Source organism: Priestia sp. FSL W8-0524 (assembly GCF_038005965.1).
Classification (GTDB): Bacteria; Bacillota; Bacilli; order Bacillales; family Bacillaceae_H; genus Priestia; species Priestia zanthoxyli.
This window is the reverse complement of the sequence record NZ_JBBOUG010000001.1, coordinates 3,517,209-3,542,090: the sequence shown is the minus strand read 5'-3', so window position 1 is coordinate 3,542,090 and position 24,882 is coordinate 3,517,209. Positions and strand designations below refer to the sequence as shown.

The following is a 24,882-nucleotide window of genomic DNA, read 5'->3' as shown; positions in this document are numbered from 1 at the left end:
GTTTGAAAGTATCAGTGATTATTCCAGCCTGTAACGAGGCCGATTCTTTGTTACCTGTCATTAAAGAAGTTCAAAAAATGAAGCCGTTTGAGATTATTGTCGTAGTAAATGGATCCAGTGATACAACAAAGGAAATAGCCGAGGATGCAGGATGCCGCGTTGTTTATTATGAAGAAGCTCTTGGTATTAATATTGGAAGAGCCATTGGGGCTAAAAAAGCAAAAGGAGATATTTTGCTTTTTTTGGACGGAGATATAGCGGTTCCTCATGAGGAGCTGATGAAATATACGCAAGCTATAGAAACCGGTCATGATATCGCTTTAAATAATCTTACATGGATTATGAAACGAAAGGTGCGTCCTCATCCTGTTTCTGTTGCCAAATATATGCTGAACTTGTGCTTACAGCGTGAAGATTTATCTGTTCAAGCCTTAACAGCCATTCCTCATGCCATCAAAAAAACATCAGCAGCTAAAATCGGATATGAGAATTTAGCTCATCCGCCCCTCGCTCATACGATTGCTCTTTTAAAAGGAATGTCAATTGTTGCACCGTGTTCTTCAGACGTTATTTATACAAACAAGATTCGAAACACTCATAAAACCATTCCTACCAATTCCCCTTTTCCTATTTCCACTAACTATATCATTGGAGATCACATTAAAGCGTTAGCTCATCTTATTGAAGAAAAAGGAATAAGAGGCGGACTAACAGACGGCGATCGAAACCGGGAAGTTGTTTCGGCTTATACACCGAATGTGAAACGGAAAACAGGCGTTAAGTACAGCGCCGTTATTCCAGTAGGTGAAGAAAAAGAAACGATTGCAAGCGTGATCCAAGAAGTGAAAAAAGCAGGAGTGGAAGAAATCATCGTGGTTGCCAACGGAGCCGATGAAGTGACGGTTAAACGAGCAATTGAAGCTGGAGCCACTGTTCTTCATTACAAGCAGCGGCTTGGGCATAATGTACCTCGAGCAATCGGTGCCATGTACAGTAGCGGTGAAGTTTGCTTGTTCGTAGATGGAGATATCGTCATTTCTGCAGAAAATTTACGTCCGTATCTAGAAGCAGCTGATCAAGGAATTGATGTAGCGCTTAATAATTTAGAGTGTTTGCTGGATGAAGTGCATCCTATTCACTCTGTAAGTGCGGCGAAATATTTTCTTAATATCATTTGTAAACGTCCTGATTTGACAATCAATACAACGACGGCGATTCCGCATGCAATTAAACGGGATGTAATGGAGAAGGTTGGCTACGAATCTCTTATTATTCCGCCTTTATTTCAATTAAAAAGTATTATGTACGGCTTTATGGTTCAGCCCGTTCATTTTGTTGATGTGGCGCGAACGAACCGGATTCGAAAAGAGCACATGAAAGTCAAAGGTTTGGCGGCATCAACGCAGCGTATTCTAGGAGATTATGTTGAGGCCCTTGCATACTATATTAGCCAAACAAGTGAAAGAGGCGAGTTTCTTCCGGACATACGAAGACATGATATCTTGTTTGAGGTGTTGAAAAATGAATAAAAAAGTTGCTGTTATTGGTCTTGGCTATGTTGGATTGCCGCTTGCTCTTTTATTTGCAAAGAAAAACTATAGCGTCGTTGGTCTTGATATTGACGCACGAAAAATTGAAGCGCTAAAACAAGGGAAAAGCTATATTCCAGATGTACGTAATGATGTGATTCAAACCCAGAAAAACTTTCAAGCATATGAATTGAAAAAAGGTATTTCCGCATTTCAAGCATGCGATTATGTAGTTGTGACTGTGCCAACTCCTATTACAGAAAATCATAACCCCGATCTAGGACCAGTCATTAGCGCATCTAAATTTTTGAAAGAACATATGGTAAAAGGGCAAACCGTTATTTATGAAAGCTCTACTTACCCAGGCACGCTTGAAGAAGTCGTTTTGCCTATTTTGAAAGATTCCAACTTACAGGCAGGTAAAGATTTTTATCTAGCTTATTCTCCAGAACGAGTTGATCCGGCAAACAAATCATACGATATTGAGCATATTCCAAAAGTGATTAGCGGCTACAGCAAAGACTGCCTTTATCACGTGCAGACGTTTTATGAAAGTATTTTTCAGCAGGTGGTGCCTGTTTCTTCTCCAAAAGTAGCGGAAATGTGCAAGCTGTTTGAAAACATTCAGCGCCTTGTCAATATTTCGTTGGTGAATGAAACAAATGAATTGTGCGAGGAATTAGGGATTGATTTTCATGAGGTATTACAGGCGGCATCTACTAAGCCGTTTGGGTTCACACCGTATTATCCAGGACCCGGAATTGGAGGGCACTGCATACCCGTTGATCCGCTTTATTTTTTATGGAAACTAAAGCAAAATGGGTTAACGAGCGAACTTATTGAAGCTGCTCATCATATTAATGAAGAAATGCCAAATAAAGTAATTAGACGTGTTGAAAAGCAGCTCGCAGCAAATGAGAAACGCGTGTTTGTTGTAGGCATCGCGTATAAAAAAGACGTAAATGATATGCGTGAATCGCCGGCGCTGACGGTATGTGAAGGTCTTTTAGCAAAAGGATATGAGCTGACGTATCATGACCCTTACATTGACTCCGCTATATTAAATAAGCAAACGTATTTCTCTGTCCCGCTGACAAAAGAAGAAGTTAAAAAAAGCGATGTTGTACTTGTGTTAACCGATCACAGTCAAATCGATTGGTCGATTGTAAAATACGCAAAAAAAGTTGTCGATACAAGAGGTATTTTAAACAAATGAAGCCGCTGAATTGTTCAGTGGTTCTTTTTTTAGGGGTGATATCAATGAAAACTCTTTCTGTCGTGCTGCCCGTTTACAATGAAGAAGAAACGCTAAAAAGCGTGCTTAAACAAATTAAAAAAGTGAACGTGCTTGAGATTATCATAGTTGCAAACGGCTGTACCGATGCTTCAGTTAAAATAGCGAAAGAAGAAGGGTGCACGGTAAAAGTAATAGAAAAGCGTATGTCTCCACATGAAGCGAGAATGGAAGGGGCAAAGGCTGCTAAAGGAGATGCCGTCTTATTTGTAGACGGAGACATTATCCTTTCGTCTTCTGAGATTGAGCGTTTTGTGCAGGCGCTGTTATTTGGGCATAGCGATGTGGTGCTAAACAAGTGGGAAAAAACAAAGATGAATACTTTTAACCGCAGCGAGCTTACGTGGAGTACGGTTTTGCATCATGCACTTGGAAAGCCTCATCGTGCCAACGCTTGTTTAAAAGCGCCTTACGGTGTGCTAGTAAGCGTATTAAAGAACCACTGGGAGTTGCCGCCTCTTTCTTTATTTGTGACGTTCTTAACACAGTATCGTGTAAGCTCGCATATTACGATTGAAACGCAGGGAAAGGGAAGCTTTCGTCCGTTTGATCGCCCGCTGCGTAGCAGAGAACGAATTCAATCCTACCAGCAGCTTCTTCAAACATACTATACGCTTGCGTCAAATCGTAAAAGGCGAGTGGATATGCTCGCACAGCCTCTTCCAGTTGTGGAGCACGGCTGGGGGAAATTATCTTCTTTTTATGGAGGCAAACAGCTGTCTGTTATTGTTCCGGTTTGCAACGAAGAAGGAACAATCAAACAAGTGATTGCAGAAGCAAGAAAACTCGAGCCATTAGAAATTATTGTCGTGATTAATGGTTCTACTGATCAGTCCGAGGCGTATGCCAAAGAACAGGGTGTTAAAACCATTGTTTACGATGAGCGGTTAGGGCATGATTGCGGAAGAGCTGCGGGGGCCCTTGCAGCAACGGGAGATATTCTTCTCTTTATAGACGGGGATTTTGTTCTTTCAGCTCAAGAGTTGTATCCATTTGCTTCAGCGGTAGCGAGCGGTGTTGATGTAGCTTTAAACGTATGTGAAGATGAAGCCAAGCTCACGCATGTTGTGCAGGGGTGGAAGTACGTGTTAAATGAGACAGTAGGAAGAAAAGATTTATTAATGAGCTCGATGACAGCTGTTCCTCATGCCATAAGCAGAGAGTGCCTGCAAAAAATTGGAGCTGAATCTCTTGTGATGCCGCCTTTTGCTCAAGTAAAAGCAATAATAGAAAATTTTCATGTGCAGGCCGTTCATCATGTTGACGTAAATAAATTTAATCGGTTTCGATATTCTGAACACCTATCATTGAAGAGCCATTCTCCTACGGCAGAACTCATTGTTCACGATCATATTTTTGCTTTTCTCTCTTATCTTCAGCGTGACTGATCAGAGAGTATGGCCTTATTTTCAAAAAAACGTTTTAAAATGAGATAAGAAAATTTGCTGATATCTTGTTTTTCTGTTCTAACCCCTTGAATTTGTTCACAGTTGTAACTAAAATTGTTACATGTGCAGACAAAAGTAAAAAAGGAGGAAAAGAAATGAAAAGCTATCAGCTTGGAACGTTTTTACTTCGTCTTATGTTAGGGCTGACGTTTTTTATTCATGGTCTTGGCAAATTCCAAAGCGGTATTGATAATACGGTCGGTTTTTTCCACAGCATGGGCATTCCTGCGTTTTTCGCTTATGCGGTTGCGGTTATTGAATTCGTAGGGGGAGCCGCTATGATTCTTGGGTTTCAAACGCGTTTAATAGGTGTTCTGTTTGCGATTGTGATGATTGGCGCTATTTTTACAGCGAAAAGCGGTGCTGGTTTTACAGGTGGCTATGAGCTTGAGGTTGCCCTTTTTGTCGTTTCGCTTCATATGATTCTAGCAGGAAGCGGCGCGTACGCGTTAGACAACCGATTACAAAAACCAGAAGAACATTATTCTTAAAAAGGTAGGCGCTATGCGCCTACCCTTTTTTGTAAAATATATCCTTCTATCGATTCATTTTTACTAAAATATACAGCTATCCTTTTTAAGAAAATTCGTATATATGGTACTATTTGGTCATAGATGACTATACAGTCATTCTATTTGAACGATACGGGGAGGTTTTAACATGAAAACCGAAAGAGAAAACGGAATCGTCCGTCAAGTGAATACGATTCAAACAAAAGAAGAGCGCTTTAATCCTTTTTCATGGTATGAAGAGATGAGAAACAGCGCGCCTGTGCGATGGGATGAAGAAAGGCAGGTATGGGATGTTTTTCACTATGACGGGGTCAAAGAAGTGCTGGAACAAAAAAATATTTTTTCTTCTGATCGAAGACCTCCACAAAACCAAAGACAAACTGCTCTAGGAACGAGCCTAATTAATATTGATCCGCCTAAGCATGCTGAAATGAGAGCGCTTGTTAATAAAGCTTTTACGCCTAAAGCAATGAAAGCATGGGAGCCTAAAATTGCGCGCATTACCGCTGAATTATTACAAGAAGTTGAGCATCTTGAAGATATTGATATAGTCGAGCATCTTTCCTATCCGCTTCCGGTTATGGTAATTGCCGATATTTTAGGCGTCCCGATAGAAGATCAGCGTCAGTTTAAAGACTGGTCGGATATTATCGTAGCGGGTCCATCGAATAATGAACGTGAAACGCTCGAAAAATTGCAGCAAGAGAAAATGAAAGCAAACGATGAGTTAGAAACTTACTTTTATCGAATCATTGAAGAAAAGCGCACGCAGCCAGGAGATGATATTATTTCCGTGCTTCTTCAAGCAAAAGAAGAAGGGAAGCAGCTAACGGATGAAGAAATCGTCGGGTTTTCCATTTTGCTGCTGATTGCAGGAAACGAAACAACTACGAACTTAATTTCAAATACAATTTATTGTTTAATGGAAGATAAGGCTTCTTTTGAACACCTCAAACGTGAGAAAGAGCTTTTGCCTTCTGCGATCGAAGAAGTTCTTCGCTATCGTTCACCCGTTCAGGCTCTTCACCGAATCGTAAAAAAAGATGTGACTCTTGCAGGTCAAAAACTAAAAGCGGGCGAACACGTTATTCCATGGATGGGATCCGCGCACCGAGACGCGCAGTACTTTGAAGACCCGGATGTATTTAAAATCGACCGAAAGCCAAATATGCATATGGCATTTGGAAGAGGGATTCATTTTTGCTTAGGAGCACCGCTTGCTCGAATCGAAGCAAAGATTATGCTGGCTGAGCTGATTGACCGCTATCCGCATATGGACTGGAGCCCGGCATTTGAGTTAAAGCCGATTGAAAGCACGTTTGTATACGGGTTAGAAGAATTATTGATTCGTAAACATGTATAAAAAAAGCACGCTTTGCGTGCTTTTTACTCTTTCTCTGCCTGAATTCTCGCTTCAGCAATTTTATCCGTATGATCATATCCCCATTTAAACATCAGCTCGATAATAGGAATGAGAGTTTCTCCAAAAGGCGTTAAATAATATTCTACTTTAGGCGGAACTTGTTTGTAGACTTCGCGGTGGATAATTCCGTCGCGCTCAAGTTCGCGAAGCTGCAGCGTGAGCATTCGCTGCGTCACGCCTGGAATGAGTCTGCGCAGTTCATTAAAGCGCCGGCGTTCCTTCGATAATTGATATAAAATGACGCTTTTCCATTTGCCTCCGACTACATCAACGGCTGCTTCCACAGGGCAAGAATAGCCGTGAGGCTCCCATTTTGTTAAGTCGTATTTCATAGTGATTACTCCTTTTATCCGTGAGTTCAGCTGCATTTGTGCTGTTTATACTATAGCACGTCTTATTTGATAAAAACATGGAAATGATTCATGGAATTATTGACGGAAAATTAAAAAAGTAATGGAAATAATTATGAGTTTGTTGTATGATGAAACTATGAAAATAACTTTTCTATTAAAAAGCGAAATATTTTGAAAGCGCTTTATTTATAAAGAACGACAGGGGAAAGGGCGGAGGAACGATGAAAAGATTTATCAAAGTAGAAAAAAGAAATCACGTGGCGGTTGTACGAATGAATCAGTCGATGCTTAATCGTTTGAACAGTGAAGTTATGTATGAGCTGCAAGAAACGATGAATGAGCTGCAGCACGATGCGTCGGTTGGATCTATTGTATTTATGGGAGAGTACTATAAAATGAACGGCGATCATAGAACAACTTCTTTCCTACGTGAAGAAACAGGAAGGCTTTATCAGCCGATTCATGCAGTAACAGCTCGAGCGATTTTTCAGTGCATTTCATGCAGCTCCAAACAAACGATTGCGCTTCTTACAAACTTTACGTTTGGCGGAGGGTATGAGTTAGCTTTAGCATGCGACGTACGAATTGCAGAAGAATCTGTGCAGCTGAAGTTAACAAACGGTATGACCGTTAGTGCGCAAGAAGCATGCAACATGGGTAAAGTGCAGCATATTGTGCAAAAAGGAAAAGGGTTGGACTATTCGCTTGCGCTGAACGCATTAGAAAAGGAAGCTTAAAAAACGCTTTCACTTTATTTTTATAAAGTGAAAGCGTTTTTATTTTATTTTGTTGATAAAAAGGTATTGAAAATTCTGAAAAAAGGAGTAGAATGATAACAAATCTACTTATTTTAAATAAGCAAAGGAGCTGGTATCAATGCCATTCATTTTTAAAGAAGCGGTAGTCGGATTGTTTACAGCGGCAGCAGCAGGTTTACTGGCGTTTCAAGGGGTAGAAGTGGTGTCAGCCATCATTCATCTGCTAACTTTTTGGAAACAGTAATAGCTAATAAGTAGAGAAACAACTTATAAAGATAAGGGGCTTGAGACTTTCTCAGCCCTTTTTGTTGTGGAGCTCATTATTTTTCAGTATACTAACGGTGGAAATTAAGACATAATATGGTTACATAGCAGGGATTTACGAACTCAGTAGGGAAGTATGTAGACTCTGAAAAAATAAACAATGATCGCTTTTACCCGGTAACAAGTTTTGTTATCGGGTAACGTGTGTAAGGGGTGTGGATAAGTGAAAGATAAAAATTTAACAGAAGAACAGCAGCGAGTTGATTGGGTAGTCGAAGAAATCAGCCAAAAAGCTGAAAAAATAGGCAAAAGCGTAGGAAGCGTAAAAGGCGAAATTGTCGATTTGCGAAGCACGTTTTGGGACGATGTCACGGTTAATATGGATGAGCCGGATGACGTGATTGAGACATTTACGAGCATTAAGCAGCAGGCAGAACTTTTAGCTGAACGTGAAATTACCCATAGACAAGCGTATGATCAATTAAAAACATTAAAAAAGCTAACGCAATCCCCTTATTTTGGACGTTTTGATTTTATAGAGAATGGTGAAAAAGAAGCGGAAGCTATTTATGTGGGCGTAGGCTCTTTAATGGATCAAAAAGATGAAGAGTTTTTAATTTATGATTGGCGTGCGCCTATTTCGAGTCTTTATTATGATTATTCACCGGGAAAAGCGCAGTACGAAACGCCAGGTGAAGCGATAAAAGGCGAGATGAAGCTAAAGCGTCAGTTTATTATCGAAAATAGCGTAATTAAAAGCATGTTTGATACAGGAATTACCATTCGAGACGAGCTGCTTCAAGAAGTGCTCGGACATAATGCAAGCAGTCAAATGAAAAGTATTGTAGCGACCATTCAAAAAGAACAAAACCAAATTATTCGAAATGAAAAAAATAAAGTGCTGATCGTCCAAGGAGTGGCAGGGAGCGGTAAAACGTCTGCAGCTCTTCAGCGGGTGGCTTATCTTCTCTATCATCATCGAAAGCAGCTGACTGCAGAAAACATGATGCTGTTTTCGCCAAATCCGCTTTTTAACAGCTACGTCTCAACTGTTCTTCCGGAGCTTGGAGAAGACAATATGAAACAAACAACGTTTCAGCAATATGCCGACGGACGGTTAGGAAACGAGTTTGACGTGGAGGATTTGTTCGTTCAAATTGAATATTTACTAACGGAAAAAGATGCCGCGGCAAAAAAACAAAAAATGCAGGAAATCCGCTACAAAGCAAGCCGTGAATTTAAAAAGCAGGTAGATGCGTATATCGAAGAGCTGTCTACTAAAGACATCATTTTTAAAAATATTAAGTTTCGCGGCGAAATCGTGTTATCTGCTCGGCGTTTGTTATCTTATTTCTATTCGCTTGATAAGGGAATTTCCATTCCTAACAGAATGCAGCTCGTAGCCGAGTGGACGCTTAAGCTCATCAACCAGCTTGAAAAACTTGAACGTAAAAAAGATTGGGTTCAAGAAGAAATTCAGCTTTTAGAAAAAGAAGATTATGTCGAGGCCTATCAGCATCTGCAGAAAAAGGAAGGCTATACGGAAAGCTCATTTGATGACTTTGACCGGGAACAAGCGTATTTAGCCAAAGCCGTTGTAGCTAAGAAAATGAAATTTATTAAGCAGGCCATCAAACAGCTTAAATTTATCGATATTCGCCGTATCTATATGCAGCTGTTTGAAAGACATCACCTTTTTTCACATGTAGAAGGATGGGACGAAACAGCTAAAAACACGGTGGAAAGAGTTATGAACATGAGGCTGTCTTATGAAGATGTAACGCCTTACTTGTATATAAAAGATCAAATTGAAGGGCGAAAAGCCAATCCTGTCATTCGCTATTTGTTTATTGATGAAGCACAAGATTATTCACCGTTTCAGCTAGCGTTTTTAAAAGAGCTGTTTCCACATGCTAGAATGACGCTGCTTGGAGACTTGAATCAAGCGATTTATGCGCACGCCTTGAACGCACCGACCATTCTTTCAAGCGAACTGTACGAAGAGAAAGAAGCAGAAACGCTGACTCTTACAAGAAGCTATCGATCAACGCGTCAAATTGTCGAGTTTTCAAGGGATATGGTGGCAAACGGCCATTTAATCGATCCGTTTAATCGAGACGGAGCGAAGCCGACCGTGACGGCTGCAGGTAACGTCAAAGATCTGCATGAGGCAATTATACACAAAATTAATGAATTGAAGCAGCAAAACTATAAAACAATTGCTGTGATTGCCAAAACTGCTGAAGAAAGCCGAGAAGCATTCAAAGCACTGCCTGATTCGATGTCTGCAAGGCTGCTGACAAAAGAAACAAGTTCATTTGAAAAAGGCATGCTTGTCCTGCCAGCCTACTTAGCAAAAGGAATTGAGTTTGATGCAGTCATCATTTACAATGCCTCGAGTGAATGTTATCAGGATGAATATGAGAGAAATTTATTTTATACAGCATGTACAAGAGCGATGCATGAGCTGCACTTGTTCTCACTTGGTGAAATCAGCCCGTTTATATCAAATAAAGAAACTTATGAATACCAAGCACAATAAAAAGAGAACGGCCAGTGGCTTGAGTATCTGAGAAAGTGGAGGAGTAGTAGTACGGAAAATCGAGGGTGAAATCGCAAAGGTTTTACCCTCGATTTTTTATTTATGTGGATTCAGCTCCTGTTCATTGCCAAAATAAAAATTGTTTGATTAAGTTTCCACTACTATAAAACGAATTAGAAAGACAGTGAAAGGAGGATTTTTATATCCAATATTTACGAATAAATGTATTACTCACCTCTTTGATAAGTTTATTTTTCTCGGGTATTATTCTTTTTTCTTATAAGTTATTTGCTGCAGGAATGTTGCCCATCATAGGCTTGCTTTTTATCTACGCTTTAACCTCTAAATATCGTTCAACTGTTTCTCTGTTTCTATTCTTTTTAGTAGGGACATGTATGTTTCAAGTAGGAAGCAATTATTTCATTGAATGGGATCTATCTAAAGAGATGAAAATCATTGTAAACAGAGTTTTACTTTTGTTTATCATAGGTGGACTATTGCTTTCAATTTTATTGTCCAAGCAAAAGGTATTTCTTTTTGCATCATTACCAGACTGGCAGAAACGCATAGTGATGCCACATCATTCAATTAAGCTAACGTATTTTTTACTGTTTGGTCTAATTGGTTCGGCTACAATTTTTGTACCTTTACTATTCGCTGAAGATATAAGCTATACAAAATCATTCGTCATATACGGTATAGTATTCTCAATCATAAACGCTATTTTAGAAGAGGTGCTTTGGAGAGGGATCATGTTATCTCAATTAAAAAGTAATCTATCGACTTTTTACGCTGTTTTTATTACGAGTATTGGATTTGGTCTCTTGCACATATCAATAGGAATTCCTGTGGTAACAAGTTTACTTTTTTCTTTTGGTGGACTTTTCTATGCATTTGTCGTTTTAAAGACGAAAAGCATATACCCAGCCGTAGTTTTTCATTTTATTATTAATTTAGGCATGGTCTTTAACGGATGGATATTTTAGTATCTTGCACCAAAAAGCTCAGAGCTATATATCGCTCTGAGCTTTTTATGAGTTATTAGTGTTGTATATTACCTGAACTGTCTACAGTAGGTCGTCTTTTTTTATTGACTTTCAAAATGCAGCAAATACTTCACTAAATAAAGGCCTGAGTTTGTTTTTTCTTGAAGAGGAATGGTCAGGCATGTAACGTAATAATATCCTTTTGGAATATCATAGCTTAAGGCTTCAGATAGGACGCTTTTGATTTCAATGCCATCGCTTTCGACGTGAAATGGAAGGCGAGTCGTCTTTTCAGCTTGTGATGCGTCTGGAGTTTCGTTTACCCACACTTCGACAATGGCTTTTGTGTTCGACACGGCTTCAAACGAAATGGCTTTATCATCTGCGACATATCCTTTTTGAATATCTTCATCACTCCAGTCGTGATGGGGCTTTAGCTGTCCTTTTTGAAACAGCGTAAACTGATGATATGACATCGTTAGCTCTTGTTCTTTCCATTTTGTTTTCATCTTTTCACCTCTTCAAAGTAAAGCTTGTTCAGCTATTATTGCACGATAAATTGTACGCGTGTACCATCTGGGTATTGTTCTAATTGATTTCCAACCCATGAGCCCGCTCCGCGGTTATCAGAAGGTGAAATATAGCGAATATCAGCTCCCGCTCCGCCTTCTTCGCACATAGCCATTGGCCATTCATCGCGGTCATATCCTGTTTTTGTTGGGTATCCTTTCAGCGATTCTTCCCGATTCGCTTCAGCACCGTCGCGATCAATTGTGCAAACGGAAGAGTGACCAGCGGCAATCGCGTCGCGAATATGATCACCCGTTTCAGGATATCGGTCCAGTGGAAAATAAAGCGTTGCATCATAGTTTACTTCGGCTTCCGTTTTTTCAGGAGCTAAAAACGCTGCATGTCCTATAAACCCTAAAACGCATGCAATGATAATGAATAGACTTGCCATTAATTTTTTCCCGTATGTACTCATCTCAAACCTCCAGTGTAGTCGTTTTTACAGCTTAACTATACTCTCAGATTGCTAAGTTTAGATTACAGGACAATAAATACGGTGTAAACAAGTATTAACAATTATGTAAAAATGATCATTTTGTCTTGTCTGTAAGATGTAAAAAGCCCCCATAATATTCTGAGAGTTATACTTTCTGATGTTTATCTACTTACGATTCAGATTAAATGGAGTGTGAAGTGTCTATTTGCATGTGGGTGAGTCCTAGGTGAAAAAAAGAGTCAAATTCCTTTACTTGACATCATACCCTAATAGGTATAAAGTTGTGTATACATTTACTTCTTGCGTATAGCTTAAAAGCAAGAAACGCAATCATGCATGAGCGGAGGTAGTAGTATGATGGAATATGATAAGCAAGTTAAAAATCGCTTGAAACGAATTGAAGGTCAGTTAAAAGGCGTCTTGAATATGATGGAACAAGGAAAAGACTGCCGCGACATCGTGACACAGCTCTCAGCAGCCAGAAGTGCAATTGATCGCACGATGGGTGTTATTGTCAGCACAAACCTTGAACAATGCGTAAGAGAAAGCATTGAAAAAGGCGAGAATACCGAAAACTTAGTAAAAGAAGCAGTAGAGCTGTTAGTAAAAAGCAGATGAGACATTCGTTTCATCTGCTTTTTGTTTTTACTGTACGCTGCTCATAAGGATAAAAAGCGCTGTTCCTAAACACAATACGGATAGGAACAGCGCTTTTTTAGGTTTATCTCGTTTTAAGAACAGGAAAGATATATGAAGAGAAAGGAGGAGGTCAAGGTGAGTGATGACAAAAAGTCACCAACATATAATCATACGGAAATTCATCATAAAATTGAGGCTTCTCCAAAAGCGCCGGGAATCAAAGCTGCTTTTCGCTTTAACCACGCTTCTTCTCCGTGGGTAAGAGGAATCAGCTCGGGCTTGTCTTCAAGTTTGCCGATTTTAATAGGAATTTTGTTTGATCATTTGCAGTACGGACTCATTGCAAGTATTGGCGGCTTTACATATTTGTATACAAAAGATGAACCTTACGCGCAGCGTGCCGTTAAGTTATTTTTAGCTTTGCTTGGCGTTACGCTGTGCTTTACGCTAGGCTCGTTATTCGCTGACGTGGAGTGGATGAAAACTATTTTATTTGGTGTGATTGGAGCCGTATCGGTTTATATCTTCGGAGCTTTAAAAATTCCGGGACCTTCCGCGATGTTTTTTGTCCTTTCATTTGCAGTGAGTACAAGCATTCCAGCTCCGAATTTACAGGCAGTTTTTTTGCATGCAGGTCTCGTTTTTTTAGGAGGAGCACTATCTTGGTGTATTAGCATGAGCGGCTGGCTTATTAATCCGCGCGGGCCTGAAACGGCCGCTGTGGCGAAAGCTTATAGGCAGCTAGCTTCATTTGTTGGATCACTTGGCACGGAATCGTTTCACGCTGAGCAGCACAAAACGGTTGTAGAGCTTCGGGCAGCGGAAACAGCGATGAAGCAAGCGAAAATTAATCGAAAAAAATCCTCGTTTTCTCACCGCCTGTTTTTATTAAACCAAAAAGCTGAAGGGCTGTTTATTTTTGTGATGGCCGCTGCGAATGATTTTAATCCGGCTGTTTCGAAAAAAGCACAAGCGGTAATTGAAACGTTCGCATCCGAAATGGCCACGTTAAAAAAACATAAAAAAATTCGAGACGTGCGAGAAGAAATTGAAGAGCTGTCCATCAAAGAAGAGCTGCGCACATTGTTACTAGATGTAAACGACGTTCTTCAAATGAAGGAATTAAAAGAAACGGAGTATATTCAATTTTCACAAGGCAGCGTAAAAGCACGGTTAAAAGCTGCTTTTCACAAACGTTCGTATGTACTTAAAAACGCTTTGCGCTACGGAATTATTATGATTATCGCCGCAGCTGTTGCCTACACGACAGACATTCCAAGGTCTTACTGGATTCCTCTCACGTGTGCAGGAGTGATGCTTGGGGCAACCGTTCGTGCGACGGTTCAGCGAGGTATTCAACGCTCTGTCGGAACCATTTTAGGTATTTTAATTGGAACCGGGATTCTCATGCTTGAACCAACGGGAATTGTCATTGCGCTCATTGTCTTTGTGCTTCAGTCAACGATTGAAATTGTGATTGTTAAAAACTACGCGCTCGGTACGCTTTTTATCACACCGAATGCTCTTTTAATTGCTGAAAGCGGTCATCCGGACAAAGCGATTAGCTATTTTACGTCCGCTCGGGTGATTGATATTGTTATTGGTTCTGTTATTGGAGTGGTCGGTACGGTATTAGTTTTTAAACGAGCTTCTTCGCTTCGTCTGCCGTATTTACTTGGAGATGTCATTCGGAAAGAAGGACAATTTTTAGAAATGCTAAGCACTGAACAAGATGAAGAAAGAATTAAACAAGAAAGAAATAAGCTTCAAGGGGAACTAGTTAATCTTCGGGCGCTTTATGATAATGTGATTGGGGAATATTCTAAAACGGCCGTCAAGCTTGAAGGACTGTGGCCGGCAGTTGTCGCTACGCAGCAGTTAGGTTATATGCTTCTTGCGTCGTATGAAGGATATGAGCTGTCAGAAACGGAAAAGCGAGAGCTTCAAGAAACGTTTGCTCAGCTAGCCGCAGCAGCAGAGCAAAAGCGAGCGCCAAAGCTTTCAAGTGTTCCGACCCTGAAACGCTACCCCATTATTCAAGGGGAAATAACTGCTTTATATGAAAGTCTGCAGGTAGAAATATAAAAAGCACGGAACCAATGGGCTCCGTGCTTTTGCTTTTACATATCCACAACTTCACTTACCGTTTTATTTACATCGTCACGCGTCATTTTTTCTTTTCCTTTCATTAAGGCGTTTAACGTTCCATCGGCAAGCGCTAACGGAATTTTACAGAAATGAAGAATCGGAAGCGATTTGACATCTTCTAAATATTTCTTTCCTAGTGACAGATTGCGGCGAGCATAGGCAAACATATCTTCTCTGCTCCAGTTGTTAGGGAAGAAGCTGACTCCACGCTCTGAATCTTCCGAGGTATTGCGCAGAATATTTACAGACTGCAAGCCGCGTCCAAATGCAATGGCTAATTCTTTGTCTGTCTCCGTGCCGTCATACCATTTCCAAATGTCGTTAAGCATCACGCCTACTAGACCAGCTACATAGAACGTATAGTCATCTAAATCCGCTTCATTTTGAATATGCCAGTCTTTTTCTACCCAATCGGCCATTCCTTTGGCCATAATAGAAGTTGCATCTAATACTTGATCTGCAACTCCAGTCGGACAAAGCGCAATCCAGTTGCCGAGCTGAAGCGTTACGTCAGGTAAATTAGCTTGATAAGGACCTACTAATGCCATGTAGTCGTCTTCGTTAAAAGACTTTTTTAACAGGTCACTAATGGCGTAAAGCAAGCGGCTTTTTACACCGGCTTCTAGCTCAGGGTGATCTTCAATTTCATCAATTGCCCTCATACATAAGTAAGCAGATCCTACTGCATCTTGCAATTCTGCCGGCAAGTGGCTAATTGGAATAAAAAATGTTCGGCTTGTCTCTTTTAACATCACCATTGCGTTGTCGCGTAATTTGTTGGGTACACTCATTGATAACTAGCTCCTTTTTACATATCCACATGTCAAATTAGTTTAAGTTTTCATCTTATATACTATAGTAACAAAAAATGAGCATTTAATGGAGTTTAAAGATTACTTATTAACGATATTGTCATTATTTTGTAGTATTTAAACAGAGATACTTGTATCATGCACAAGTTTACACTACGATAATACTCGTTCATTCTTCATTTTACAGACATAAAAAGTTTATTTTTAAGAAAATTGCCGTCATGCTAATGGGTTAGATGAACTTTTAAGAAAACCCTCAACAGTCGGGTATACATAATACATAGGAGAATACAGAGGTGAAGGTATGAAAATTTTAATTGTAGAAGACGATAGCAAAATATATGAATTAGTGAAAGAAAAATTCGAACAGTGGTCATTTGAAGTGGCTGGAGTAGAAGATTTTCAAAAGGTAATGGAAGTATTTATTGCAGAAAGCCCAGAATTGGTCATTTTAGACGTGAATTTACCTGTATATGACGGGTTTTACTGGTGTCAGCAAATACGTACAGTTTCAAAAACTCCTATCGTATTTCTGTCGTCTCGTGAACATCCAATGGACATTGTTATGGCAATGAATGTTGGGGCGGATGACTATATCCAAAAGCCGTTTAACTTGGATGTTCTTATTGCTAAAGTGCAGGCACTTCTGCGCAGAACGTATTCGTATGGAGACACGATTTCAGACGTTATCGAGTGGAACGGTGCGGTGCTAGACTTAAAAAAAGGAAGTTTGCATTATAACGATCGAGAAGTTCATTTAACGAAAAATGAATTTTTTATTTTACGGCTTCTTTTGGAAGAGCGAGGCAAGATTGTATCGCGAGAAGAGCTTATGCGAAGATTATGGGAAGATGAGAAATTTGTAAGTGACAATACGCTTTCAGTCAACATCACACGCATTCGTACCAAGCTGGAAGAAATCGGGCTGAATGATCAAATCGTGACCAAAAAAGGTCAAGGATATCTGGTGAATTAAGATGTGGAAAAGTTTTTTAAGAGAAAGGCTAAGCTGGATTCTATTCGTTCTTCTATGGCTGAGTGTAATCGATGCTCTGCTGCTTCTCGAGTATGATATTAAGGTATCGTCTACTTCGTTTTGGTACTTGAATCTTTTAACGCTGTGTATGTTAATTCTGTTTCTTTTATGGAGAGGAGTAAAAGAAAGAAGATTTATAAAAAGATTAAGTTTAATGCTGCAGAATGACGCGTACGATTTACAAGAAATGCATTCATACGTGCGGACGAAAGCAGATGAAGACATGCTGAGTCTGCTGCAGCGTATAGATCGTGTCTATCGCAGACAAACTCACGCTCTTCACGTACAGCAGCGAGAACAGCAGGAATATATAACGACGTGGGTTCATGAAATCAAAACGCCGCTTACTGCTATGAAGCTGCTTATTAACGCTCGTCGTACAGAGCTTTATAAATGGCCTTGGCTTAAGGATATTGAAGATGAATGGATGAAAATTGATGGGTTAGTAGATCAGAATTTATATGCCGCACGTCTGCGTCACTTAGAAAAAGATTACCAGGTGCAGGCAGTGTCGCTAAGCGAACTTGTTTTTCCAAACGTTGCGTATTTCTCGAAATGGTGTATTGAGAAAAGACTGCATATTGATGAAAAGAATCTAGATACGTTAGTGCACACTGACCCAAAGTGGATGCAGTTTGTTGTGAGGCAAGTGTTATCCAATGCAATTAAATATAGCCCTCTAGAAGGAAAGCTTTCTTTTTTTAGTGAAGAAACGCCGAAGTATGTGAAGTTATTTATCGTTGACCAAGGGGAGGGCATTCCACCACAAGACCTTCCGCGCGTATTTGAAAAAGGATTTACAGGAAATGTCGGAAGAAAATCGAAAGGAGCTACGGGGCTAGGGCTGTATTTTTCAAAAAAAATTACAGATGCTCTTGGCCATCGAATAGAGGTACATTCACTTTTACACGAAGGAACCACGGTAATTTTGACCTTCTACAAACCGAATTCTTTTGATAACCTTTCAAAAATGTAAGGTTGAAAGCCGAGATTGTCATCTGCTTCAAACGAATCTTTCCTTGTTACGAAGTAAGATAGAGCTATACACAAGGAGGGAACGTACATGAAGCGAAAGTGGATTAGCCTTTTAGCCCTGATTTTTATTGTGGGAGCATGTATAGGAGGAATAAAGATTTATCAAAACGCCGCAACGGAGCATCAATACGGGATCATCCCAAAAGAAGCAAAAAAAGTGGACGACTATGGACGAGTTCAATATACCATTTCAGTAATAAACGAAAAAGGACAAACAACGTTTCAAACGTTTACGACGATTAAACAGTTAAAAGAAGGAACGGTTATTGACCTTTTTGTTCGAGGTAACGAAGTTCGGAAATATGACATTATAACAAAAAATGAGCTGCCGCAGCGGGTGAAAAGCGTGTGGCCTACAAAAGAACGAAAGGAGGAAGGGAAATGAGTATTGTCCTTGAAGGGAAAAATGTAACCAAAACGTTTGGAGCAAGAGGAAACGTATACGAAGCGCTAAAAGGAATTGATTTTACAATCGAAGAAGGAGAGTTTGTCGGTATTATGGGACCATCTGGAGCGGGAAAAACGACGCTGATGAACATTCTTTCAACGATTGACCGTCCCACCGACGGCGAGATATGGATTCAAGGAGAAAACGTGGCGCTCATGAAAGATAAGAAGCTGTCTGCTTTTAGACGCAATCATTTAGGATTTATTTTTCAAGATTATAACTTATTGGATACGTTAACTGTAAAAGAAAATATTCTTCTGCCGCTTACGGTTACAAAAATGTCTAAGAAAGAAATGGAAGCGAAGCTGAAAGACACCGCAACGCGACTGGGCATCTATGAGCTAGCGGATAAGTATCCGTATGAGATTTCTGGTGGACAAAAACAGCGCGTTGCAGCAGCGAGAGCAATGATTACGAATCCAGCCGTTATTTTCGCCGATGAACCTACCGGAGCTCTTGATTCTAAGGCCGCTTCAAGCCTGCTTGAAAAGATGTCCCAGTTAAATCAAGAAGACCGTGCCACCATTATTATGGTGACGCATGATCCGCTGGCTTCAAGCTACTGCAGCCGCGTGCTGTTTATTAAAGACGGACAAATTTACACGGAGCTGTTTAAAGGCGAACAAACGAGACAAGAATTTTTCAAACGAATTATGAACATTCAAGGCGCATTAGGCGGTGAAGGCTATGACCGTATTTGATCTTGTTAAAAAGAATATGCGCAAAAATATTAGTCGGTACAGCCTTTATTTCTTTTCAATGATTTTTAGTATTGTTGTGTACTATGTGTTTGCTACGCTTCAGTACGACCAATCGATTTCAAAAGTGATTGGAGAAGAGATGAGGCTGCAGGGCATTTTTAATGCTTCAAATTACGTTCTGCTTAATTTTATTGTTGTCTTTATTTGGTACACAAACTCATTTTTTATCAGACAGCGTAAGAGAGAGCTCGGACTGTATCATTTAGTCGGTATTGAAAAACGTACGATTGGGAAAATGATTTTCTACGAGAATATGCTGCTGGGGATTTTTTCTTTGGTGGTCGGTATTTTACTAGGTACCGTGTTTTCAAGGCTGTTTGTGCTGTTTTTACTAAAGCTTATGGGACTGTCGCTTTCTATTACGCTCACATTTTCTCTTCAAGCGGTTTTAAAAACAGCCGTAGTGTTTTTGATTGTTACCATTTTTATCTCGTTTCAAGGCTATTTTATTATGTACCGCTATACGCTATTAGATCTGTTTCAAGCAGAAAGCAAAAGTGAACGCGTAAATAAAATGAATTCGAAACGCTCAATTGCAGTGGGAGGACTGGGTATCTTACTCGTTGGCTATGGGTACTACCTTTCATCGGGAAACATTGTGACGCCTAATTTTTTTCTAATTGTAGCCGTTGTACTGTTCTCGGTCATTTTCGGTACATTTTTACTTTTTAAAGCCACAATTGAGTGGCTGATGGGACTTTACCGAGAGCATGCAAGCCGATATTATTCGTTTGCAAATATGCTAAGCGTTTCTACGATGATGTATCGCATTAAAGCAAATGCACGAGTGTTAACCTTAATTACGATTTTGTCGGCTACTACACTTGTAGCAGTTGGTGTGACGTATTCCTCGTACTATAACACAAAAGCCGATGCCAGAAGCATGCAGCCTTATGACTATGCGCTGCACAGTAAAAACGCAGCGCAAGGCTTTATGGATGTACTGCGTGAGTTAGATATCCAATCAAATCAGTATGTCTATCATATCGTGAAGCATTCCGCTGATTTATCGGATTTTCGATTTATTACATCGGGCTACTATAAAGATAGGGAACAAATCAGCTTTTTAGATGAAGAAGAAGTGCGGAAAAATGGCGTTTCCGTTCCTGCGCTAAGCGCAAACGAAACCGTTATTTTTGATTCAATGGCAAAAGGAAAAGTGTTTAAGCCTAGTACAGGTAAAACCGCAGCTGTGCAGCTGAAGGAATCAGAACAGCTTGCTTTAAAAGTCGTTAAATCCGAGCCTTTGCTCATTCTTGATTCTGACAGTGCCGGCTATCAGTTTGTAGTCAATCACGACACGTTTATCAAACTTTCAAAGGCTGGAAAAAAGCAAGCGGTGTACGTATTTAATACCGATGATGGAAACAAACAAAATGAACTTACTAAGAACTATCATCAAATCGCAAAAGAAGCTGGAGAAAGCCGTACTTCATACTATGATGTGTTTCAGGCAGGCTTAATGAGTAAAGGATTGTTTATTTTTATTGGAGGATTTTTAGGGCTCGTCTTTTTGATGGCAACGGGCAGTATTATTTATTTTAAGCAAATCTCCGAAGCCGAACAAGAGCGCAAAAGATTTGAAGTACTGCGCAAGCTTGGGTTTTCAGTGTCTCAAATGATGAGCGCCGTTCGAAAGCAGCAGCTGTTTACGTTTGGTTTGCCTTTAGTAATTGGCATCTTGCACAGTCTATTTGCGCTGAAGGTCATTACGAATCTAACCGGTGAAAGTCTGATCGTTCCTGTTTTAATAGCGGATGCAGTATACGGCGTTATTTATTTCATTTTCTACTGGCTGACAATGAATTACTATCGAATGGTAATAAAGCGACTGTAAAGAAAAGACTGTTTCGATAAATGAAACAGTCTTTTTTGTTGAAAAAATAAAAGGTATGGAGTAGCGAAAACCTGAATATAAAAAAGGGTATATAAAAACTAGAGAGTTGCAAGGGAGGGGAAAAATGTGAAAGCAGATGCTGTGTTTGAAGGGGGAGGCGTTCGAGGAATTGCATTCACGGGTGCGATTGAAGCAATGGAAGAAAGCAATGTAGAATGGCAGCGTCTAGCAGGTACGTCAGCCGGAGCGTTGATTGCGGCACTTTTGGCGAGCGGCTATAAAAGCGGGGAAATTCGCAAGGAGCTTCAAAACATGGACTATGCCAAGTTTCGCGGAAAAACGATCATTAACCGAATTCCTCTCATTGGCAACTTAATTGAACTGATGGTTCATTTAGGTTTTTATAAAAATGATTATTTGGAAAAATGGGTGTACGGTCTGCTGCGTGAAAAAGGAATCGAAACGTTTGCAGATTTGCCTGCAGATAAGCTGAAAATTATTGCCTCAGATATTTCGAACGGACAGATGCTTGTGCTCCCTGACGATTTGCCCCGATACGGAATGCAGCCAAGCGATATGAAGATTTCACAAGCCGTGATGATGAGTGCGTCCATTCCTTTTTTCTTTCGTCCCGTCATTTGGAAATCCAAAGGGTTCAAGAGGTCATACATTGTCGATGGAGCGCTTTTAAGCAATTTTCCGATTTGGCTGTTTGATACGGAGCATCCGCGTTTCCCGACGTTTGGTTTTCGATTTGTAAAAGAAGAAATTGATACAGCTGCTATTATTCCAACACCTGTCCATTTATTTAAAAGCATGTTTACAACGATGCTGCAAGCTCACGATTTGCGGTATTTGAACGCGGAGACAAAAGAACGAACCGTACAAATTCCAACGGGTGTGATTACGGCAACGGATTTTGCCTTAAAGGAAGAAGAAATCGAGTTTTTATATGAATCTGGTTATATATCAGCCAAGCGCTTTTTAGAAAAGTGGGATTTTGAACAGCATAAAATGAATCGGACTGAACGTCCGCTGACGCGAAGGAAGCTCCTGTAACAGGAGCTTTTCTACGGCTGTTTTAAAATGTTGACTTCCACAGCCTCGCCTTTTGCGGGAACAGAATACTGAACGCTTTTGTCTTTTTTGAGCCATGCTTTAACGAGCTGTCCTTTTTTGTATGTTTGATCATCCGCAACTTTTACATAGATAGGCTGTACATCGCTTGAACCAAGTATTTCTTTTGTTGTATAGTCAAGCGCGGTATCTCGCGGAATGACGTTTGCAATAAGAATTTCATTCTGTTTCACTTGTAAAATGCGCCCTTGAACTAAATAGCCGGCTGGCTTTTTTGACTGCTCGGCGTTATCCGAACAGCCGCTTAAACAAATAAAAAAGAGAAGAAAAAGTGCAGCTGATTGAACGTTAAACTTCATAAAATCTCCTTTCCGTTTTAACATGACTACCATTATAGCGCGTTTGACCATTTCTTTTCCAGTTTTCGGAGGAAGCAAGAGGTAATCATTGACGTTATTTCAGCGCGCGTGATATGTTTTAACTCATAAACGCTATATTACTAGAAGCTATGCTTAGTACGGGAGGTCCTTGTATGGATGTTACCTTTTTAACCAATGTTATTCGACATATATTAGAACGAGATAATTTTGTCATAGACTTTGAAGAATCAGACGAACAGAATATTCATTTTTGGCATCGAGACGAGCCGTTTCGCCTTTTTATTTCAGAGCAAACGGGGGATTATTTAGTATGGACCGTGTTTGAAAATGAAAAAGAACAGTGGAGCGGCAAGACACTTCTTCAAGAAGTGACGAATACGTGTAAAGACTGCAGTGAGCCAATCGCACACTGGATTTATAAAGATGGAGGCAAAGCAGGTTATTGCGATCGTTGTCTTCAAACGTTTGGAAATGCGTATTTTACCAATGCTGATGATATCAAGCAAAACCTTCATTTAATTGACGGTTCTATTTGTTTTATTACCGATGAAACCGGAAGCGACTGGTGGATTGCATATGAAGGATTCAAACGAGTAATTACAAGATTAGAAGAAAATCCTAATCAGAAAGTCGAAATGTACAAGCCTGAATATCCCGTCTTTAAATGGGAAATACATTTTCTAGAGGAAAACAATTCTGCTAGCTTTAAGTTCAAAGATGACTTTGCATCTGGAATTGTACCGAAGGGAAGAATACTCTAACATCCTTGTTATAAGGGTGTTTTTTCTTATAATGGGAAGTTTTTTTGAAAAAAATAATTAATTTAGGTTAAAAAGAAGGAATTAAAGGGTAAAGAGTAGAAGATATATCACTATAGGAAGAATGGGGGAAATAATTATGACAACTACAACAAATTTAACACTGGGGTACAAAATGTACACGATTGATTTTAGCCGTCCAACGCAGTCTAACGAGGCACTGCTTGATTTCTTTAAAGATGTGCAGCACAGACAGGGAAATAATGCAGAAAGCTTTTCTAAAACATTAATGGAAATTGAAGAAATCAAAACAAAATATGTAGATCATGAAATTGTCCTGCTGGCTAAATCGCTTGAACAGCAAATAAGCCGCTCAAATGCAGAAAAACTTGAGGTCTGATAATCACCAGAAATGGTCGATTTATCAGACCTTTTTTATTTTTATCGATGTAGCTCTGTCTCCGTGGCTAAAGAGCAGCCAAGGAGACAGAACTAGACCTAAGCGGAAGTTGTCCTCCCTTGCGGCCTGCCAACTTCCGCTTAGGTGGACCTTTTTGGGGGAATTCAAGGGGTCAGGGAATCTGGTAGCGTAGGTTTTTGGTCGACGATAAAATGCTGTACATTTCTCAGGACGTTTGATTTCATCAAAAGTTGTAGATGAATAGACTATTAAGTCGTTGGAGGCGTTATATGGTTGGAATTTGCAGCTGGAAGTGTGCAGTGAGTGGAATAAGTATTGCGAGTGTCTACAGTAAGCAGCCGTCGTGGCAGCGGGAGTGTTATTTGGTGACACCTGGTAAAGTTTATTATGAGTCGTGCTATCAAGGGTACGGAGAGTTTGCGGGAATGGATATTTTTTGTTTGATGAGAGAACGCGGAGCGGAGCAAGAAGACAGTGAAGGGGTAGCGGCTTTTAAGCCTAAGATTGTGCTGGCGAAGTATTACAGCGGACAGCGTTATGAAGAACTGCCGGAATCAGAGCCGTGTCCGTATGGAGGCTATTTTTTTGAAGGGTGGAAGGAAGGATAGCGAATATACATAAAAGCTGTAGAGATATCTCTACAGCTCGTTATTAACGTCTTGTTTCATCGACAGATTGTTCTAAGTCACTTACTTCTTGCGTAATTGTATTTAATTCTTCTTGCACCGCTTCAGCTTCAAGAACAGGATCTTGAACGATTTCTGTCGTTTCAAGCTCTTCTGCTGCAGCCGTTTCTGCAAGCGGCTGTTCTTTAGCAGTGCGTAGAGATTTCACTTTGTTGACAACTTGCGAAGATTGTTCGGAGACTTTTTGTGAAAGGCGAGCCGTGCGCTGTTTGAGATCTTGGCCTTTTGCATATACCGTTTCTTTCACTTGACCTGTTTTAGCAAGTGCTTGATTCGCTCCGTCTTGAATAGAAGCACGCAGCTCTTTTCCTGACTTTGGCGCTACTAGTAAAGCTGTTGTTACACCCACTACGCTGCCTACTAAAGTGCCGACTAATAACTCTTTGCTTCCACCTTTTGTTTCTTTACCCACTGTTTCTTTTACGTTTTCTTTTGTCATGACATTTCCTCCTTTTATAATATGTAATATGAAGGGTTTACCATTTTGTTGAATACTTCCTGCAAAACGCAAATGATTCGCTAAAAAAATCTGCAAGTGCCGTCGGACGCTCGTACAGGCTGGTGAAATTTGATTGTATATAGTATTCAACCACCTGACAGAAAAACCTTCTTTTCTGCTATAAAAACAGAAAAAAACTTATCTATAAAATCCGACACAAGAAAACGACAACATTCGTTCTTTGGTAGCATTTTCACTTGAAATTTTATATCATAGAGTGCAAGGAGAAT

At 40.0% G+C, this 24,882-nt stretch carries 26 protein-coding genes; 20 read left to right on the top strand and 6 right to left on the bottom strand.

Features of this window, described 5'->3' with window-relative positions:
- Positions 1 to 2: 2 nt before the first annotated feature.
- The 5 genes from NST66_RS18615 (at position 3) to NST66_RS18595 (ending at position 6,146) form a co-directional block, all read left to right on the top strand.
- Complete coding sequence (locus NST66_RS18615) at positions 3 to 1,529, top strand: glycosyltransferase family 2 protein (protein WP_340843642.1); 1,527 nt, start codon at positions 3 to 5, stop codon at positions 1,527 to 1,529.
- Positions 1,522 to 2,745: a nucleotide sugar dehydrogenase gene (locus NST66_RS18610; protein WP_328173650.1), complete on the top strand. Its 1,224-nt coding sequence runs from the start codon at positions 1,522 to 1,524 to the stop codon at positions 2,743 to 2,745. The genes NST66_RS18615 and NST66_RS18610 overlap by 8 nt, the downstream gene beginning before the upstream one ends.
- Positions 2,746 to 2,789: 44 nt before the next feature.
- Entirely contained in the window at positions 2,790 to 4,211 is a 1,422-nt protein-coding gene (locus NST66_RS18605; RefSeq protein WP_049166021.1) for a glycosyltransferase family 2 protein, read from the top strand.
- A 155-nt stretch (positions 4,212 to 4,366) separates the two neighbouring features.
- Positions 4,367 to 4,762 (top strand): DoxX family protein, encoded by a 396-nt coding sequence (locus tag NST66_RS18600; protein ID WP_013058570.1) that lies wholly within the window; start codon positions 4,367 to 4,369, stop codon positions 4,760 to 4,762.
- 169 nt (positions 4,763 to 4,931) lie between these two features.
- Positions 4,932 to 6,146 carry a cytochrome P450 gene (locus tag NST66_RS18595; RefSeq protein ID WP_049166020.1) on the top strand — a complete coding sequence of 405 codons (1,215 nt, stop codon included), beginning with the start codon at positions 4,932 to 4,934 and terminating at the stop codon, positions 6,144 to 6,146.
- A 23-nt stretch (positions 6,147 to 6,169) separates the two neighbouring features.
- Here NST66_RS18595 and NST66_RS18590 read toward each other — a convergent pair whose 3' ends face one another.
- On the bottom strand, positions 6,170 to 6,538 hold the full coding sequence (locus NST66_RS18590) for a winged helix-turn-helix transcriptional regulator (protein WP_013084552.1): 369 nt from the start codon (positions 6,536 to 6,538) through the stop codon (positions 6,170 to 6,172).
- 242 nt (positions 6,539 to 6,780) lie between these two features.
- On the opposite strand from NST66_RS18590, the gene NST66_RS18585 reads away from it, so the two are divergent.
- The 4 genes from NST66_RS18585 to NST66_RS18570 all read left to right on the top strand — a co-directional run bounded on the left by NST66_RS18585 (position 6,781) and on the right by NST66_RS18570 (position 11,109).
- A complete protein-coding gene (locus tag NST66_RS18585; RefSeq protein WP_049166019.1) occupies positions 6,781 to 7,296 on the top strand; it encodes an enoyl-CoA hydratase/isomerase family protein in 516 nt (171 codons plus the stop codon).
- Between the two features lie 139 nt (positions 7,297 to 7,435).
- Entirely contained in the window at positions 7,436 to 7,561 is a 126-nt protein-coding gene (locus tag NST66_RS18580) for a hypothetical protein (protein ID WP_016765178.1), read from the top strand.
- A 243-nt stretch (positions 7,562 to 7,804) separates the two neighbouring features.
- The gene (helD, locus tag NST66_RS18575) at positions 7,805 to 10,123 is read left to right on the top strand and encodes an RNA polymerase recycling motor HelD (protein ID WP_155007714.1); all 2,319 of its coding nucleotides are present in this window, start codon (positions 7,805 to 7,807) and stop codon (positions 10,121 to 10,123) included.
- Between the two features lie 395 nt (positions 10,124 to 10,518).
- Positions 10,519 to 11,109, top strand: a complete 591-nt coding sequence (locus NST66_RS18570; protein WP_028414990.1) for a CPBP family intramembrane glutamic endopeptidase — start codon at positions 10,519 to 10,521, stop codon at positions 11,107 to 11,109.
- A 101-nt stretch (positions 11,110 to 11,210) separates the two neighbouring features.
- Here NST66_RS18570 and comJ read toward each other — a convergent pair whose 3' ends face one another.
- Positions 11,211 to 11,618, bottom strand: coding sequence for a competence protein ComJ (gene comJ, locus NST66_RS18565; RefSeq protein ID WP_340843641.1), 408 nt, complete (start codon positions 11,616 to 11,618; stop codon positions 11,211 to 11,213).
- A gap of 35 nt (positions 11,619 to 11,653) precedes the next feature.
- Positions 11,654 to 12,094, bottom strand: a complete 441-nt coding sequence (locus NST66_RS18560) for a NucA/NucB deoxyribonuclease domain-containing protein (protein ID WP_033579940.1) — start codon at positions 12,092 to 12,094, stop codon at positions 11,654 to 11,656.
- Positions 12,095 to 12,472: 378 nt separating this feature from the next.
- Between NST66_RS18560 and NST66_RS18555 the strand changes: the two genes are divergently transcribed.
- Positions 12,473 to 12,733, top strand: coding sequence for a metal-sensitive transcriptional regulator (locus NST66_RS18555; protein WP_013058561.1), 261 nt, complete (start codon positions 12,473 to 12,475; stop codon positions 12,731 to 12,733).
- Between the two features lie 156 nt (positions 12,734 to 12,889).
- The gene (locus tag NST66_RS18550; protein WP_047750005.1) at positions 12,890 to 14,839 is read left to right on the top strand and encodes an FUSC family protein; all 1,950 of its coding nucleotides are present in this window, start codon (positions 12,890 to 12,892) and stop codon (positions 14,837 to 14,839) included.
- Between the two features lie 35 nt (positions 14,840 to 14,874).
- Here the strand turns inward: NST66_RS18550 and NST66_RS18545 are convergent, their stop codons facing one another.
- Positions 14,875 to 15,693 (bottom strand): squalene/phytoene synthase family protein, encoded by an 819-nt coding sequence (locus NST66_RS18545; RefSeq protein ID WP_155007715.1) that lies wholly within the window; start codon positions 15,691 to 15,693, stop codon positions 14,875 to 14,877.
- A gap of 325 nt (positions 15,694 to 16,018) precedes the next feature.
- Between NST66_RS18545 and NST66_RS18540 the strand changes: the two genes are divergently transcribed.
- The 6 genes from NST66_RS18540 (at position 16,019) to NST66_RS18515 (ending at position 21,890) form a co-directional block, all read left to right on the top strand.
- Complete coding sequence (locus tag NST66_RS18540; protein WP_028414985.1) at positions 16,019 to 16,690, top strand: response regulator transcription factor; 672 nt, start codon at positions 16,019 to 16,021, stop codon at positions 16,688 to 16,690.
- A 1-nt stretch (position 16,691) separates the two neighbouring features.
- A complete protein-coding gene (locus tag NST66_RS18535; RefSeq protein WP_154989849.1) occupies positions 16,692 to 17,726 on the top strand; it encodes a sensor histidine kinase in 1,035 nt (344 codons plus the stop codon).
- Between the two features lie 87 nt (positions 17,727 to 17,813).
- Entirely contained in the window at positions 17,814 to 18,170 is a 357-nt protein-coding gene (locus NST66_RS18530) for a YxeA family protein (RefSeq protein WP_034263848.1), read from the top strand.
- Positions 18,167 to 18,934: an ABC transporter ATP-binding protein gene (locus NST66_RS18525; RefSeq protein ID WP_155007716.1), complete on the top strand. Its 768-nt coding sequence runs from the start codon at positions 18,167 to 18,169 to the stop codon at positions 18,932 to 18,934. The genes NST66_RS18530 and NST66_RS18525 overlap by 4 nt, the downstream gene beginning before the upstream one ends.
- Entirely contained in the window at positions 18,921 to 20,831 is a 1,911-nt protein-coding gene (locus NST66_RS18520; RefSeq protein WP_340843640.1) for an ABC transporter permease, read from the top strand. Before NST66_RS18525 ends, NST66_RS18520 begins: the two co-directional genes overlap by 14 nt.
- 126 nt (positions 20,832 to 20,957) lie before the next feature.
- Complete coding sequence (locus tag NST66_RS18515; protein ID WP_028414980.1) at positions 20,958 to 21,890, top strand: patatin-like phospholipase family protein; 933 nt, start codon at positions 20,958 to 20,960, stop codon at positions 21,888 to 21,890.
- A gap of 11 nt (positions 21,891 to 21,901) precedes the next feature.
- On the opposite strand, the gene NST66_RS18510 is transcribed toward NST66_RS18515, so the two are convergent.
- Entirely contained in the window at positions 21,902 to 22,267 is a 366-nt protein-coding gene (locus NST66_RS18510; protein ID WP_034263841.1) for a DUF3221 domain-containing protein, read from the bottom strand.
- Between the two features lie 173 nt (positions 22,268 to 22,440).
- On the opposite strand from NST66_RS18510, the gene NST66_RS18505 reads away from it, so the two are divergent.
- The 3 genes from NST66_RS18505 to NST66_RS18495 all read left to right on the top strand — a co-directional run bounded on the left by NST66_RS18505 (position 22,441) and on the right by NST66_RS18495 (position 24,075).
- Positions 22,441 to 23,049 (top strand): hypothetical protein, encoded by a 609-nt coding sequence (locus NST66_RS18505; protein WP_340843639.1) that lies wholly within the window; start codon positions 22,441 to 22,443, stop codon positions 23,047 to 23,049.
- Positions 23,050 to 23,185: 136 nt separating this feature from the next.
- Positions 23,186 to 23,446, top strand: a complete 261-nt coding sequence (locus NST66_RS18500) for a hypothetical protein (protein ID WP_016765166.1) — start codon at positions 23,186 to 23,188, stop codon at positions 23,444 to 23,446.
- Positions 23,447 to 23,736: 290 nt separating this feature from the next.
- On the top strand, positions 23,737 to 24,075 hold the full coding sequence (locus NST66_RS18495; protein ID WP_033579950.1) for a hypothetical protein: 339 nt from the start codon (positions 23,737 to 23,739) through the stop codon (positions 24,073 to 24,075).
- A gap of 43 nt (positions 24,076 to 24,118) precedes the next feature.
- Here NST66_RS18495 and NST66_RS18490 read toward each other — a convergent pair whose 3' ends face one another.
- Positions 24,119 to 24,592 carry a YtxH domain-containing protein gene (locus NST66_RS18490; protein ID WP_013058548.1) on the bottom strand — a complete coding sequence of 158 codons (474 nt, stop codon included), beginning with the start codon at positions 24,590 to 24,592 and terminating at the stop codon, positions 24,119 to 24,121.
- Positions 24,593 to 24,882 lie beyond the last annotated feature (290 nt).